Here is a 16,790-nt window from a genome sequence, read left to right on the forward strand (position 1 = left end):
TTCTTGTTAAAGGGTTATTATTTGTTTTTGTTTAAGCAGCTTTAATATATAGAAACATTGAAAGTTAGTTAGATTTGGGGTAATGTATCAAATACCTTGTTGAATTCTAAGCAGTACAACAACCTAATTGACAAACCGCATGACCTACACTCAAAAAGAGAAAATGGAAAAGAAAATAAATAAAATAATAAATATTTTATACTATTTTTTAGTGTTTATAGTGATTGTTACTACCATAATAATCATTGTAAATGGAAAATCGCTTGACTTTTTTTGGTACTTATCAAAAGAATGTCATACAAACAACAATTCTTTAGCTTGTGGATATTTGTTTTATTATACCTTTGGATATTTAAGCATAGCACTTTCTTTTGTAACCAATAAAGAAGGGGTTCCTCCAATTATTGATCATATTCTTTTTAGTATAGGAGCTCTCGTAGCGGGTTGTTTGTGGTGGGGTATATGTTTTCTGCTTAAAAAAGGACTACAAAAAGGTTCAATTTTAATACTAACTCTCATTGAAAAGTGGCGAAATACGCATTCCAACAGAAGAAAATAATAAATCAATTGCAAAAAATATGAATTTCTCTTTTGAAAACCCTTATTCTTTTAAAGAACGTTTAAAATCCTTTACCCCACTCAAATCATTGCCTGCTGAAAGAGAACTCTATTTCAGCAAACGCAAAAGGTTCATCCGTAGGTTACTCATCGTTACTGTGGTCATCTTCTCGTTGATACCTTTACTCTTTATGATATTGGGTTTAGATTTTAAGGTTGTGAGGAATATGGATAGCCAATATTACTATACCCTATTTATCTTTTGGTTTTATGCCTGTGCAGTGTTCTCACCTCTTTTGATAGGATCTTACTATCTCATACGCAGCGCTACCCAAACTACCACTAAAGCACAGCGAATGCTTTTAGAGCAAATGAGTGAGAAAGATTGGTATTTTTTTAATGAGATAAGGAACCGCTCTCTAACCTATGCTCCTCCTTTCATATTATGCCAAGAAAAGTTATACCTCTTTAAATTCAACACAATTGTTGAAATTTCTTTAGAAACCATTGAAAAAATGGAAATTCTCTTAAAACATCGAGGAAAAAATATAACTATAGGGATATGGCACCCTGAGAAAACAACTTTGTTTATCAACAGAAGTTTATACCCATATCTCGAAACATTAGTAGCAAAATATAAAGTAAAACTCTAGTTAAAGCATAAATTACAGTTGGATTTGGTTTGCAAACATCGCAATTCAATTATAATCAATTATACAAAATTTTACAACAAACACCAAATGCTCTGGCTCACTTTTTGATAGACTCTTTTATCTTTTAACTCTTAACTTATTAACTAATATCTAAAAATGAAAGTACTCCCCTTATTAGCGCTCTTGCCCCTCTCTTTGGCTGCGCAAACTCCCGTTCCTTCAGGAAATTATAAAGCCAATTCACTTGGTAACGCTTTAGAATTGAGATTCCTCCCCAACGGTACTTACGAACTGATTGCTACCTTGGGTGAGTACGTTCTCAAAGATAAAAAAATACTTTTCCAACCTCAAACCTCTTCTTTTGTTGTTGAGAAAAAACAAAGCGACAGTCAGCAATTGCAAATCACCCTCAAAACACCGCCTCGCACCGGTGTCGATCCGCGTTATCTCTACATAGGGTATGAAAACGCCAAAGGAGAAGTGGAGTACGTGTGCGTTTATAACAAAATCGATTCTTTAGAGAATATTGAAGAAAAAAAGGATAGCAATGGCGAAACTTACTATGTGCTCGAAAGTTTTGAAGTGCCCCGCACTGCCAATCTCTACTTAGTTGATGCTCACCAAGCTGCCTACAGCAAAAACAAGGAAGTAAATATCCAAAAATTCCCTATTGGCAAAGACACAAATGCTGCAGAAATAACCGTTTTAGTAGGAAATGGCACCTTTAATCTCAATGGTACCTACAATCCTGATAAACAAACCATTTCGGTTTCAGAAGGCAATAGCAGCAATGCAATCCTCTTTAGCAAAGCTAACGACAAGCCTAACCCTAACCAAGTGCCTTTCACTTCTAAAGAAAGTGTAAGCCATTGGACTCACTTTATCGACTTTGAAAAAGAACGCGATATCCCTCGATACGACCCCGATAAAAACACCAAAGAAAAAGCTAAAGCTGTGGTTTCGGTGCCTAAAAACCTCAATGCTGCCCTCGCTTCAGCCGATAAGCAAAGTCGTTTGGTGGTAGTGTTCCAGCAACCTGATAACCCAAAAGCTAAAGAAGAATTTAACAACTTCTTTGCTAAATATAAAGAAGAAGGCATAGGTTATAACTACGAAGAGGATAATGAATCTCCTATCTATCCTTACGAGTTCTATTTGGCTACTGCCAAAGACCTCAAAACCCTCAAAGCTAAAGGGGTTCCTGCGGGTAACCAATTGGCTTTGTTAGATGTTGCAGGCAATCTCATCTATTCACAACCTGCTACTATCGAAGAAATTGTAAACGATGAACTGTTTGGCTCTAACGCAAATGTTGTCCAATTTGGCACTATGGCAATGGCGTGTGCGCTCGACAAAGCCTTGAGCAACAACAAACTATCAGTAAAAGAAATACAAGCTATTTTCACTACTTTCCTCAAAAAGGACAGTCAGCGTGTGTATTTATTGGCAAAGAATCGTCCAGAGCAAAAAACAGGCGACAGCAATGAGGAAGAAGCTTTTGACTATATTGCACAAGAAGCTGAAGATTATTTCTCTAACCTTAAAAACCCTAATGGTATCTACCAAATGCGACTCACCCCAGATCAAGCAATCGCCCAATGGGAACGCGTGGTAAACGCTCATAAAAAAGATACCAAATTCGACCCTGAGTACGCTTTCTTGCTCTCGCTCAACAATGCCGAAGCTAACTATTACTACCGCATTTTCAACGCCGAAAAACCCACAACTACCGCCGATATAGATGCTATCGCTTATTTGGTGAAATTCGCCGATGAAATCAAAGCCTACAACAAAAAAATTGATGGTAATGAGGATTATTATATGGGCTATAACGAACGTTTAGAAAAAGGAATCATAGAAGTAAATTACGGAGAGCTCTCTAACCAGCTCGAGCATATCACTTTCAACGACAAAAAACTCTTTGACCCCGTAAAAACTGTTTATAAAGAAGGTTTGAAAAAGAAACTCTTCTCTGATGACAACTACATCGATTTTCTCTATGATAACAATGTAGATGAAGCCGCAGTGTACTTCGGTGAGTACTACAAAAATCTATTGCAAAAAGACGGCAATCTCATCGTTGCATTAGACAAGGCTTTCTCCGAAGGTAATGATGAGAACAGTTGGAAATACTACAAAATGCGTTTTGCGAACCGCGCCAATAACATTGCTTGGAAAGTGTTTGAAGAGCACAAGCAAAACCCCGATAAATTGAATGAGGCTTTCCAATGGTCGAGTTCGGCAGTACAATTAGAACCCGAAAATTCTTATTATTTAGACACTTTTGCCCACCTTTTGTACGCACGTGGTGAAAAGCAAAAAGCCTTAGAAATAGAAGAAAAAGCCGTTAAAAACCTCCCTAAAGCCGAAGATGGTGGCGATGATGAAAAATCAGAAATTCAAACCAATTTTGAAAAAATGAAGAAAGGAGAGATTTAGGTTTTAGGTTTCAGGTTTCAGAACACTTTGTCAAAGTCCTTAATTGCCCGTGCGGCTCGCACCTTTGGCAAAGTCTATAAAATAAAAGTATCTAAAAAGTGCATCAATTCACTTTTTAGATACTTTCTTTTTTGGCACTACATTAGGGGTTAGGTATTAGGGGTCAGGGGTCAGGGGTTATAGGATACTTTTGACAGCCTTGTCCGAGTTGTCTGAGTTATCTGACTTGTCTGACCTTGTCTGACCTTGTCCAACTTATATTGTAATAACAAACAATAAAGCAATATAGGAAAAGTCCCCTTGAGAAAGCTGCTGTATCTTTGCACCAGAAATTCAAATTACACCCTATGAAATCTATCACTCATAACGATTACACCCAGCGCATCAACAAAGTGGCTGAATACATCAACCGTCACCTCGATGAGCCCATCGAACTGAAAACATTAGCCAATATAGCCCACTTGTCGCATTTTCACTTTTGTAGGATTTTCAAAGTGCTGAAAGGTGAATCGCCTATCGCTTTTATCGCTCGTTTGCGCATAGAAACCGCTGCCCAACTGCTGCGCTACTCTACCCTCCCTATAGAGCAAATTGCCTTCAATATAGGCTATGAAACCCCTGCATCGCTCTCTAAAGCCTTTAAAAACCAATATGGCATTACCCCTACCGAGTACAGAACTAATAAAGATATCTACATTATGAAAAAAGAAATCATCAATCCCAATTTGGCTCTCAAAGCTCCTAAAATAATGGAACTCGAACCTAAAAACCTCATCTATGTATCCCTTACTGGCGGATATGGCTCTTTAGACTACGGCAAAGCCTACGAACAATTATGGGCGGTTGTAAAATCGCAAAAGCTATTTACCAAAGGCATCGAGTCGATATGCGTATCGTACGATGACCCTAAAATTACCGAAGCCTCCCTCCAACGTTCGGAAGTAAGTTTGGCTATTCACAAACCTGCGCTCCCTGAAGGAGAGGTGAGTTGCAAAACCTTAGCAGGAGGCAAGTATGCCGTCTTTTTTTATCAAGGCAGTTACAATCAGCTCTCTGCCGTTTGCGATGCTGCAATGCGCTGGGTAGTAGAAAGTGAATACGAACTGCGTGATGAGCCTATGTTCGAGAAATACCTCAACGACGCTCGCCGCACCCCTGAAGAAAAACTAAAAACAGAAATCTATATCCCCATTAATTAACTAATTTGCTAATTTTTAACATTATGATTCTTACAAAAACTGAAAAAACCATAGGGATTGTTTTGGCAATCCTCTTATTATTGCTCACACTTTCAGGGAGTGGTTATTTCTTCTTCACTTTGAAAGTAAACTTTGTGCAATGGCTTGCCTATAACGCTTGCTCACCCAGCAGCTTAGTGTATTTAGCTTGCTTTATCGCCTTTTGGCTCACCAAAAAGAGCTTTTGGCTGCCCCTTGCCTTCCTGCCGATGTACTATTTCGGCACTATGGGACTCTTTACATTCACGTGGAGTGGCGCCAATATCTTTGCCCAACTGTCGCATATCACGATGACACTCAACTTGCTATGGGCAGGCTACACCCTTTACCGCATCAGTGATTACAAAGGTTTTGCACAAGGCTTGTTGTGGAGCATACTGTTTTTTATGCCTTACATCGCTTTTGTGATGTACTACTGCCGCACCCACGCCCAGGAAATTAGTAACTTGTTACAAATGACGCCTTAAAATGCTATAAGGTTTTATTAGACCTTTCGGTTCATTGTCAAACTTGTCAGACTACTCAGACTCGTCGGATAACTCTGATAAAACCGACTTTATTCAAAAGTAAAAAATCCCTTGCAGTTTGCACTGCAAGGGATTTTTTCTAAAGTAAAGTAACTAATTCGTAATTCATCACTCGTAATTTCCTTACATTCTTTCTATATTTTTCGCTCTTGTTTTCTTTTTATTCTGTTGTTTATCAAACTGCTACATTTTTAGTTGTCTATATTTTTACTATCCAGTGTTTTAGTATATTTTTAACATTTTATCTTTGCGGCAGAATTAGGTCTTAGGGGACAGGTGTCAGGTGTCAGGCGTCAGGCACAAACTCTTACCTCTTACCTCTTAACTTTTAACTAAAATGAAAGGAAAACAAAGAACTTTATTAAACAGTATTGGCAAGCTCGCCTTGCTACTACTTTTTAGCTTGCTTTCTACCGCCCTTTCTGCCCAAAACAAAAAGATTAGCGGAAAGGTAATCGATGAAAAACACCAGCCCGTGCTGGGGGCATCGGTGGTGGTGAAAGGCACTACTAAGGGTACTACTACCGATTTCGATGGGAATTTCACGATAGATGTACCTGCTAAAGCCACGCTATCGGTTTCATTTATTGGCTATCACACCCAAAATGTAGCTGTAGGCAACCAAAACCAACTCACTATCGTGCTCAAAGAAGAACAAGAGCAGTTAGACGAGGTAGTGGTGGTAGGTTATGGTACTGTCCGCAAGAAAGACCTTACGGGAGCGGTTACTTCGGTGTCTAACAAAGCTCTCAAAGAGAAACCTATTGCCAACGCTGGGGAAGCGCTCCAAGGGCGTGCTGCTGGGGTGCAAGTAACCTCGGCGGGAAAACCTGGTGACAACGTGTCTTTTCGCATTCGCGGTATCAGTACAATTAACAACAGCGAACCGCTACTGGTTATCGATGGGGTACCTACCGACCTCGGTATCAACGCCCTCAACGTAGATGATATAGAAAATATCGACGTGCTAAAAGATGCTTCGGCAACTGCCATTTACGGCTCTCGTGGTGCTAATGGGGTGGTGCTCATCTCTACCAAAAAAGGAAAAAATGGCGACGGCAAACTGTCGTTTAGCACCAATGTAGCCCTTCAACAAGCTACCAACTTACCTGTGATGCTCAACGCCCGCGAGTTTGCTTCTTTTCACAACGAAATGATTGCCAACTACAACCGCACCCCTGGGGTAAGTCCGCTTACACAACGCCCTGATTTCGCCAATCCTGAGGACTGGGGGGAAGGCACCAACTGGCTCAAAGCGCTCTTCCGTCCTGCTTTTATGCGCAACTATTCGCTTTCTTATTCAGGCGGTAACGACAAGAGCAATTACTACGTATCAGGGGGTGTGTTCGACCAAGATGGGATTATCCTCAACACTTCTTACCGCCGTTATACAGTGCAGTTCAACGGCGAGTCGCGCGTAAAACCGTGGATTAAGTTTGGCAACAACCTCACCCTCAGCCACGACGAAAAGAAATCTGGCGACTACAACATCCGTATGGCAATGGCTTCTTTGCCTACACAACCTATTTACAATGAAGACGGTAGTTACTCAGGTCCTGATTCGCCTGCCCATCAGTACAGCGATATCCGCAACGTGATAGGTACTGCCCTTATCAACGGACAAAACACTACCAAAGGCTATAACATTTTGGGGAATATCTTTGCCGAAATTACTCCTGTAAAACATTTGGTATTCAAAACCACTGGGGGGCTCGACTTCAAATATTGGGACAATCGCAGTTTCTCTCCTAAGTACAACTGGAAACCAATACCTAATCCGCTCTCTAATCTCTACCAAGATGCTAATAAGAGCACTACCCTCCTATGGGATAACACACTCACTTATACCAATACTTTTGCCCAAAAGCACTTCCTCAATGTGATGGTGGGCACCAGTGCACAAAACAACGTGTATAGCAAAATCAATGCGAGTGTGAGCAACTTCTTGAGCGACCAGCAAAACCAACTCAGCAAAGGCTTGGAAAACCCTACGGTAGACGGTACGATGAACGATTGGGCTATCCTCTCCTTCATCGGGCGACTCAACTATACCTATGCTGATAAGTACTTGCTCACTGCTACCGTACGTCGCGATGGTTCTTCGCGTTTCTCCAAAGAAAACCGCTGGGGTACTTTTCCTTCATTCTCTTTGGCTTGGCGCGCATCAAATGAGTCTTTTTTCCCTAAAAACGACTATGTAAACGATGTGAAATTGCGTGTGGGTTACGGTATGACGGGTAACCAAGGTGGTATTGATAACTATGCTTATTTTACCAAATTGCGCACAGGGCAATATGTGTTCAACAACAATTTGGTGTCTACCCTCTATCCTCACGTAATGCCTAACCCTAATGTGAAATGGGAAACCGTAGAGCAATTCAACGGGGGTATTGACCTCGCGCTACTCAAAAACCGCTTGAACCTCACTTTCGATGCCTATATCAAAAACACCAGCGATATGTTGGTGCCAATGGCGGTATCAGTAAGCTCTGGCTATTCGGATATTGCGGTACCGAGTATCAACGCCGGTAAAGTGGAAAACAAAGGGGTAGAGCTTACGGTGTCATCAGTGAATGTAAATAAAAAAGATTTCCAATGGAATACTGATGTAAACGTATCTTTCAACCGCAACAAAATTGTGAAGATGAACGATGGGGTGCCTTTGTTCACTGGTTTTGAGGCGTTCCTCACCAAATTGCAAATCCTCTCCGAGGGTCACCCTGTAAATTCTTTCTATGGCTATGTAATGAACGGACTTTTCCAAAACCAAAGCGAGGTAGACAACTATGCTACCCAAGTGGAAAACGGTACCGCCCCTGGTGATGTGAAGTTCCGCGACCTCAACAACGATGGGGTCATCAATGCCGAAGACCGTACTTATATCGGCAATCCATTCCCTGAATGGACGTTCTCTATGAACAACAATTTCAACTACAAAAACATCGATTTACAAATATTTTTACAAGGCGTAGCAGGCAACGACATCTACAATGCCAACCGTATATGGCAAGAGGGAATGTCGGTGCCACAAAACCAAATTGCCAAAGTAAAAGACCGTTGGACTGGCGAGGGCACTAGCAATAGCATTCCGCGTGCTATCTATGGCGACCCCAACCAAAATGCGCGTCACTCTACCCGCTTTGTAGAAGATGGTTCGTATTTGCGCATCAAAAACGTAACTTTGGGGTATACGCTCCCTAAAGAGGTTACTCAAAAATTCCACACCGATATGTTGCGCATATATCTGTCTTGCCAAAACCTCTATACTTTCACCAAATACAGCGGTATGGATCCGGAAGTAGGCACTGGTGGCGTTGATGGTGGTACTTACCCTGTAACCCGCACAGTTAGCTTTGGATTAAACGTGCAGTTTTAGGTGCTAGGTGTCAGGTGTCAGGCATCAGGTAATAGGTAACAAAAGAATCACTACAAATTGTTAATTGTTAATTATGAATTGTTAATTATGAAAAAGATATTATACATCACCCTATTAGCATTTCCGCTCTTCACGGCTTGTTCTAAGTTTTTGGACAAGACCCCTTATGAAGATTCAAGTGCTGAAAACATAAGCGATGCGGCATCGGCTATTGCCCTTACCAATTCGGCTTATAAACCCTTGCAACGCTCTAACCTCTACAATATGCGCCTCTGGACGCTCGACATCGTAGCAGGTAACAGCATCGTAGGCGCTGGAGGAGGTACCGATGGACTCGAAACCATCACTCTTTCCAACTTCAACGCAACTGCCGATAACCCTTTGGCGCTCGAAATATGGCGCGGTTGTAACCCTGGTATTCTCTATTGCAATACGGCTCTGAAAACTTTGCCTTCTGCTAATATCCCTGAGGATATCAAAAACCGCTGTATTGGGGAAGCCAAATTCCTCCGCGCGCACTACTATTTCCTTTTGGTGCAACTCTTTGGCGATGTGCCTCTTCAGCTCGACCCTAAAGAGAGTTTGACTAACAAAACGCCTTTCCGCCAAAGCAAAATGAAGATATACAACGAGGTGATTATCCCCGACCTCAAAGAGGCTTTCAACCTATTGCCTACACGCGAGCAATATAGCAATGCCGATAAAGGTCGCGCCACCAAAGGGGCTGCTGCGGGTATGCTTGCCAAAGTATACCTCACTTTGGGTAGATATAGCGAAGCCCTTGAGATGTGCAACGCTGTCGAAAACCTCGGTTATACCCTTAATCCTGATTATTCCGATTGTTTTGGCGCTGCCGAACGCAACAAAAACACTGCCGAGTCTATCTTTGAAATTCAGTACTACGGACTTACCAAAGACGATTTCTGGGGCGAAGAAAACCAAGCCTCTTGGCTCAGTACCTTTATGGGTCCTCGCAACAGCGGTTGGGTAGGTGGTGCTTATGGTTGGAATCAGCCTACACAAGAGTTTGTAGACCAATATGAGGCGGGCGACCTCCGCAAAGATAAGACGATTCTCTATGAGGGTTGCCCTAATTTTGAAGGGAATGCGTATCGCGCTTCAATGTCTAACACGGGGTATAACGTGCGCAAGTTTTTAGTGCCACTAAGTCAGTCTCCCGATTTCAATACCAACCCTGCCAACTTTGTAGCGCTCCGCTTTGCCGATGTACTCCTAATGAAAGCGGAAGCTCTCAACGAATTGGGTCGCACTACGGAAGCTGAAGTGCCTTTGTACAAAGTGCGCACCCGCGCGGGTCTTACCCATCGCGCCGATATAGAGAACCTCACCCAAGCGCAAATGCGTGAGAAAATACGCCACGAACGCCGTATAGAACTCGCTTTTGAAGGGCATCGTTGGTTTGATATGATTCGCTGGGACAACGGTCAGTATGCACTCAATTTCTTGCACTCCATAGGCAAAACCAACGCCCGCGAGAAACACCTGCTCTTGCCCGTCCCTCAAAAAGACCGCGACGCCAACCCCAACCTCACCCAAAACCCTGGTTGGTAATAATTACGAGTGACGAATTACGAATTACAACAACTCTTATCTCTTATCTCTTAACTTTTAACTAATATGAAACCATACCATTTATACATCGCCTTCCTCTTACTGCTCCTTACGGGATGTAAAAAAGAGGACTATATGGAGCTCTTCAAAGAGGGAAAACCTTTTGAATTGAAAGCCCAGAAAGAAATGGTAGCCTTAGACGCTGCCAACCCCGAACAAGAAGCGGTCAAATTCACTTGGACGGCAGCTTCCAATCACGGCACCAATGCCGCTATCACCTATACTTTCCAAATGGATGTGCAAGGCAACAACTTTGCGGGAGGTATCAGCGAGAATGTAGGTCGTGAAGCCTATGAGAGAGTGTATAAAAATGAGGAACTCAACAATCTATTGCTCAATACTTTCAAAGTTGCGGCAGACACCGAAGTTACGATGGAAGTACGCATCATTGCCCAAGTAGCCTCTGGCGAGGGAATGAAACAACATACCAATGTAAAAACCATCGTTTTCAAAACGCATACCCCTATCAGCAATACGCTCTATATCATCGGTAGTGCCGCCCCTCACGGTTGGAGTGCCGATCAAGCCGAAGAGATGAAACCCGTTGAGGGTACTCCTAAAGCCTTTGCATGGTCAGGACGATTGTCTGCTGGCGAAATCAAGTTCATCACTACCAAAGGTCAGTTTATACCATCGTATGGCAAAGGTAGCAATAATAGTGAGTTGCATTTCCGCAAAACCGATGCCGACACCAGTGATGAGAAATTTACAATTGCCGAAAGTGGTGTCTATACCGTGAAAGTGAACCTCATCAATCTCACCATAAGCATCACCAAAGGCGAAGCGCCTGAATATACCGAGTTGTGGTTCGTAGGTGAACCTACCGGTTGGAGCTTCAAGAAAATGACCGTAGACCCTGCCGACCCATTTGTGTTCCACTACAATGCCGATTTAGGCAATGGAGGTGAGTTCAAAATAGGTACTAAAGAAGGCGATTGGTCAGCAGTATTTTTCCGTCCGAAAGAAAATAATACGGCTGAAGGTAGCGACCTCCCTGTGAAGAAATGGGCAGGCGACCCCGATTACAAATGGAAAATTGCAGCAGGCACTTACAAGATTACCCTCAACACTCGTACAATGAAGATTGACATTGTGCCTTTCACTCCTTATGCAGGAATGTATATGATTGGTAGTGCCACCGATGCAGGTTGGGATATCAACAATCCTATCGCTATGACTGTAGATAGTGGCAATCCTAATGTCTTTATGTGGGAAGGCGACTTGAAAGCAGGCGAACTCAAATTCTCTTGCGACAAGAAAAGCGATTGGGGTGGCGACTGGTTCTTAGCTTCTAAAGCCGATAAAGCTCCCGCCGGTGTGGAAGAACCGATGATTTTCAGCGCCCACGGCTCTAACCCCGATAACAAGTGGAAAATCAGCGAGGCAGGCACCTACAAAATTACCCTCAACCAACTTACCCAAACGGTAGTAATTAAGAAAATGTAAGAAAGGAACAATCCGAGAAAAGTAACTGAATTGTCATAGCTTACGATTCGTTATATTTTCTCAAAATCCAAGTATTAATAACAAACATCTTTATACGTGTTGAACCCTCTTTCCTCCCTTTTGCGGATTCCCTCCCCTTCCCTTTCGGGGAGGGGGAGAACGGAGGGGGTGAGGATAAAAAATCAATTAAAATGAAAGCTTTATATACTCTATTCTTCGCCACTACGCTCAGCCTCTTCTCTTGCGAGAAGAACGATACGCCTAGCAACAATCCTATTACATTCGGCGAAACTTATTTGAAAATAGATATCAGCACCGATAAGGCGGTCTACACCCCTGGTAGCACGGTGCGCTTTACCTTGGCGAGTATGCCCTCTGGTACTTACAAAGTGCGCTACTCTCACTTAGGCGAAATCATTAAAGAAGAAGCCCTTACCAGCGCCTCTTGGCAATGGGTAACCCCTGCCGATGACTATCGAGGTTATTTGGTGGAAATCTACCAAGAAGCTGGCGGTAAACAAAATACTTACGGCAGTATCGCTGTGGATGTATCTTCCGATTGGACAAAATTCCCCCGCTACGGCTTCTTGTCCTCTTACGGCAAAAACGAACCTATCGAGAAGAATATCGACTTTATGAATCGCTGTCATATCAACGGCATTCAGTTCTACGACTGGATGTACGACCACCACAAACCACTGGCTGGCACCCCTCAAAACCCTTCTAATGAGTGGCCTGACCTCTTCAAACGTCCCACTTTTCTTTCTACTGTACGTGGCTATATCAGCGCTGCTCATAGCAAGGGTATGAAAGCGATGTTCTACAATTTGGCTTTTGGAGCACTCAAAAATGCCGAAGCCGATGGGGTTGCTAAAGAGTGGTTTCTCTACAAAGACAATCAGCATAAAGAGAAAGATGCACACCTGTTAGGCGACTTTGCCCGCAGTAGTATCTACCTCACCAACCCTGGTAATGCGCACTGGCAAAACTACTTAGCAGGGCGCAACAGCGATGTCTATGCCGTTTTTGGTTTCGATGGTTATCATATCGACCAACTCGGAGGGCGTGGCACGGTGTACGATTACAATGGCAATAGCGTAGACCTCTTGCCTCAATACGCTTCGTTTATCAATGCGATGAAAAACGCACACCCTAACAAACGCCTTGTGATGAATGCAGTAGGGCAATACGGTCAAACCGAAATTGCAGGTACCAATAAAGTGGATTTTCTTTATACCGAAGTATGGGACGAAAAAACCTACGACCAATTGGCTCGCATTATCCTTGATAACTACAATCGTAGCAACAACCAACTCAAAACGGTATTGGCTGCCTATATGGATTACGAAAAATCTAAGAATGCAGGTTTTGTAAACGAACCTGGCGTATTGCTTGCCAATGCAGTGATTTTTGCCTTCGGAGGGGCTCATTTAGAGATAGGCGAACACTACCTCGCCAATGAGTATTTCCCTAATAAAAACCTTCAAATGAAAGCCGACCTCAAAAAAGCGCTCATCACCTACTACGATTTCTTGGTGGCTTACCAAAACCTATTGCGCGACGGCGGTAGCTATACCTCAGCTCAGGTAACTGCCGAAAATGCAACCATAGCGGCTTGGCCTGCAGCGAAGGATAAAGTGGCGGCTCTCACCAAAACCGTGAACGGCAAGGATATAGTGCATCTTATCAATTTCAACGGAGTAACCTCTATGGACTGGCGTGATACCAACGGTACTCAAAAGAAACCTACCACAGTAACCAACCTTAAAACTACTGTTGCTGTAACCGCACAACCCAAAAAAGTGTGGTTCGCTACCCCCGACCTCTTTGGCGGTGCTCCTCGTGCCGTAGAATTTACCTATAACAACAACCAAATTACCTTCACCCTCCCCTCCCTCAGCTATTGGGATATGGTGGTGATAGAGTATTAATCCCCTCCCCAACCCCTCCCCCAAGGGGAGGGGCTTGTAGGACAGCATCGCTACACTTTGCCAAAGTTTTAATTACTCGTCGTGCTACAACCTTTGGCAAAGTTGATTACTCTGATTATCAACAATTTTTGAAGTATGTTATGTGTGGGCGTTTTGCAAACGCCCACACAAATAAAACTTTTCGGACACTTTCCTAATAAAATAGGCTAATTATCGTTATAGTTTTTCTTTCTTTAAAACCTCTAAAACAGTATAGTGAGGTAGATATGTCTCATCTTGATAGGGTTCTCGATTAAGAATTTTTTGTTCGCGAAGTACTTTTACAGTATAGCGATAACCCGTTTCATAAGTATCGAATTTTAAATATTCTTTAGCGAGCCTGAAAGTATTGTTAGATTCAGTAACACTATAACATTTTGTTTCGAAGACACCTGTAAACATCCGAAAAGAGCATTCCTCTAAATGTCCATCAATCACAAAAGTGTGATAGCTTTTTTGAATTTCAAATTCAGGTTTTTCTTTTTTACAAGAAAGCAAAAACAACAAGGTAATAAGTGTGTAAAAAATAGTGTTTTTCATAAGGAATAGATTTTAAATTCAAGACAAAGATACTGTTTTATTTCTATAAATATAATTTTTATACTAAATTTTAATCTTTATTTTCAGAGATTATTCCCCTTCACTTTTAAGAATTGTTCCCTTTCGGGGAAACCAGCGAAGGCTCATAACTGAGTATGTACACAACAATTGTGAGTAAGTGAATAAGGGGACAATCCACAAATTGACAAATCAATGAGATTTCTTACTTTCATAACAATAACTATCCTCTCCTGTGCTACAGCAGTAGCGCAGGAGTTATTTTCGCCTAACAAAGCGCTGAAACTCTCTTTTTCGCTCAGCGCGGAAGGCACACCTACCTATTCGCTTTTTTACAAGGGAAAAGAAGTAGTTAAACCGAGTAGATTAGGCATTGAGCTATTTAGCTCCAATGAAGTGAAATTTGGCGCTGAAATCACCAAAAAAGAGGGGGCAAACACCTCTCTCTACCATAATTTTGAAGTGGTGAATACCCAAAATACAACCGTTGATGAAACTTGGCAACCCGTATGGGGCGAAAGCCAAAACATTCGCAACCACTACAACGAGCTATTGGTGAGCCTCAAACAGAAGGACACCCACCGAGAAATGAACCTGCGTTTTAGATTGTTTGACGACGGATTGGGCTTCCGCTATGAGTTCCCCGAACAAAAGCAAATGCCTTATTTTGTGATTAAAGAAGAACGCACCGAGTTTGCAATGACGGGTGATCACCAAGCGTGGTGGATACCTGGCGATTACGACACCCAAGAGTACGACTATCAGCAGTCACGCCTCTCCGAAATACGCGCTATCAACCAAAAAGGGCGTCAGGCAAATTTAGCACAAACAGGCTTTTCGGATACAGGTGTACAAACTGCTTTGATGCTCAAAACTGACGATGGGCTCTACATCAACCTGCACGAGGCTGCTTTAGTAAACTACGGGGCGATGCACCTCAATCTGAATGACAAGACTTTCGTGTTCCAATCGTGGATTACCCCCGATGCCAACGGTGCCAAAGGTTATATGCAAACCCCTGCCCAAACGCCTTGGCGCACAGTAATTGTAAGCAACGATGCCCGCGATATTTTAGCTTCCGATATCACCCTCAACCTCAACGAACCTTGTGCTTTGGCTGATACTTCGTGGATTCACCCGATGAAGTACGTAGGGGTATGGTGGGAAATGATTACTGGTATGAAAGAATGGTCGTATACTTACGATGTGCCCAGTGTGCATATCGGTAAAACCGATTACACCACCCTCAAACCCCACGGCAAACACGGGGCTACTACCGAAAATGTGAAGAAATACATCGACTTTGCCGCCGAAAATGGTTTTGATGGCGTACTCGTAGAAGGTTGGAACATAGGATGGGAAGATTGGTTTGGACATTCCAAAGATTTGGTATTCGACTTCCAAACACCTTACCCCGATTTTGATATCGAAGCTATTCACCAATACGCCAAAAGCAAGGGAATTAAGATGATTATGCACCACGAAACCTCCTCGTCTATCCGCAACTACGAGCGTTTTATGGACAAAGCCTATCAGCTGATGAACAAATACGAATACCCCGCCGTAAAAAGCGGTTATGTAGGGAATATCATTCCGCGAGGCGAAAACCATTACAGTCAGTGGGTGAACAATCACTACCTTTATGCTATTAAAAAAGCCGCCGACTACCGCATTATGCTGAATGCGCACGAGGCAGTGCGCCCTACGGGTTTGTGTCGCACCTATCCTAACCTTATAGGCAACGAGTCAGCACGTGGAGGTGAGTACCAAGCCTTTGGCGGTAGCAAGCCCAATCACGTGTGCGTGTTACCCTTCACCCGCCTTATTGGCGGACCAATGGACTATACCCCTGGGGTGTTTGAAATGGACATCAGCAAGAACAACCCCAACAACCATTCACACTGCAATGCCACTTTGGCAAACCAATTGGCATTGTATGTAACGATGAGCAGTCCGCTACAAATGGCATCCGACCTGCCAGAGAACTACCGTCGTTTTCCCGATGCTTTTCAGTTTATCAAAGAGGTCGCCCTCGATTGGAGCGAAAGCCACTATTTAGAAGCTGAACCAGGGGCTTATATCACTGTGGCACGCAAAGCCAAAGGCACTCGCAATTGGTTTGTAGGCAATACAGCCGGCAAGGATTTTACCTCCAAGATTCATTTCAGTTTCTTAGAGCCCAAAACTACTTATGTAGCCACTATCTACGCCGATGCCAAAGATGCCAACTATCAAACCAATCCGCAAGCCTATACCATTCAAAAAGTATTGGTGACCAACAAGAGCAAACTCACCCTGCACTCAGTAGCAGGCGGAGGCTATGCCATTAGCTTGTATCCCCTCACCGATAAGGCACAAGCCAAAGGATTAAAAAAACGATAGCAATTACAGTA

The 16,790-nt window shown here is 42.9% G+C and carries 11 protein-coding genes; 10 read left to right on the forward strand and 1 reads right to left on the reverse strand.

The features are described 5' to 3' along the window. Positions 1-163: 163 nt before the first annotated feature. From Q0162_RS12620 to Q0162_RS12660, 9 genes are all read left to right on the forward strand, one after another. On the forward strand, positions 164-559 hold the full coding sequence (locus Q0162_RS12620) for a hypothetical protein (RefSeq protein ID WP_297892360.1): 396 nt from the start codon (positions 164-166) through the stop codon (positions 557-559). Between the two features lie 19 nt (positions 560-578). After that, positions 579-1,211 carry a hypothetical protein gene (locus Q0162_RS12625; RefSeq protein ID WP_297892362.1) on the forward strand — a complete coding sequence of 211 codons (633 nt, stop codon included), beginning with the start codon at positions 579-581 and terminating at the stop codon, positions 1,209-1,211. A gap of 156 nt (positions 1,212-1,367) precedes the next feature. Next, on the forward strand, positions 1,368-3,650 hold the full coding sequence (locus tag Q0162_RS12630) for a hypothetical protein (RefSeq protein ID WP_297892363.1): 2,283 nt from the start codon (positions 1,368-1,370) through the stop codon (positions 3,648-3,650). A gap of 347 nt (positions 3,651-3,997) precedes the next feature. Next, complete coding sequence (locus Q0162_RS12635) at positions 3,998-4,849, forward strand: GyrI-like domain-containing protein (protein ID WP_297892364.1); 852 nt, start codon at positions 3,998-4,000, stop codon at positions 4,847-4,849. A gap of 23 nt (positions 4,850-4,872) precedes the next feature. Beyond that, positions 4,873-5,355: a hypothetical protein gene (locus tag Q0162_RS12640; RefSeq protein WP_297892366.1), complete on the forward strand. Its 483-nt coding sequence runs from the start codon at positions 4,873-4,875 to the stop codon at positions 5,353-5,355. Between the two features lie 397 nt (positions 5,356-5,752). Then, positions 5,753-8,791, forward strand: coding sequence for a TonB-dependent receptor (locus tag Q0162_RS12645; RefSeq protein ID WP_297892368.1), 3,039 nt, complete (start codon positions 5,753-5,755; stop codon positions 8,789-8,791). A gap of 87 nt (positions 8,792-8,878) precedes the next feature. After that, a complete protein-coding gene (locus Q0162_RS12650; protein ID WP_297892370.1) occupies positions 8,879-10,363 on the forward strand; it encodes a RagB/SusD family nutrient uptake outer membrane protein in 1,485 nt (494 codons plus the stop codon). Positions 10,364-10,429: 66 nt separating this feature from the next. After that, complete coding sequence (locus Q0162_RS12655) at positions 10,430-11,869, forward strand: SusF/SusE family outer membrane protein (RefSeq protein WP_297892373.1); 1,440 nt, start codon at positions 10,430-10,432, stop codon at positions 11,867-11,869. Between the two features lie 191 nt (positions 11,870-12,060). Further along, entirely contained in the window at positions 12,061-13,800 is a 1,740-nt protein-coding gene (locus Q0162_RS12660; RefSeq protein ID WP_297892375.1) for a glycoside hydrolase family 66 protein, read from the forward strand. Positions 13,801-14,016: 216 nt separating this feature from the next. On the opposite strand, the gene Q0162_RS12665 is transcribed toward Q0162_RS12660, so the two are convergent. Beyond that, a complete protein-coding gene (locus Q0162_RS12665; RefSeq protein WP_297892377.1) occupies positions 14,017-14,379 on the reverse strand; it encodes a hypothetical protein in 363 nt (120 codons plus the stop codon). Positions 14,380-14,592: 213 nt separating this feature from the next. On the opposite strand from Q0162_RS12665, the gene Q0162_RS12670 reads away from it, so the two are divergent. Further along, positions 14,593-16,779: a glycoside hydrolase family 97 protein gene (locus tag Q0162_RS12670; protein WP_297892380.1), complete on the forward strand. Its 2,187-nt coding sequence runs from the start codon at positions 14,593-14,595 to the stop codon at positions 16,777-16,779. Positions 16,780-16,790 lie beyond the last annotated feature (11 nt).

This window comes from uncultured Capnocytophaga sp., from assembly GCF_937936315.1.
Classification (GTDB): domain Bacteria; phylum Bacteroidota; class Bacteroidia; order Flavobacteriales; family Flavobacteriaceae; genus Capnocytophaga.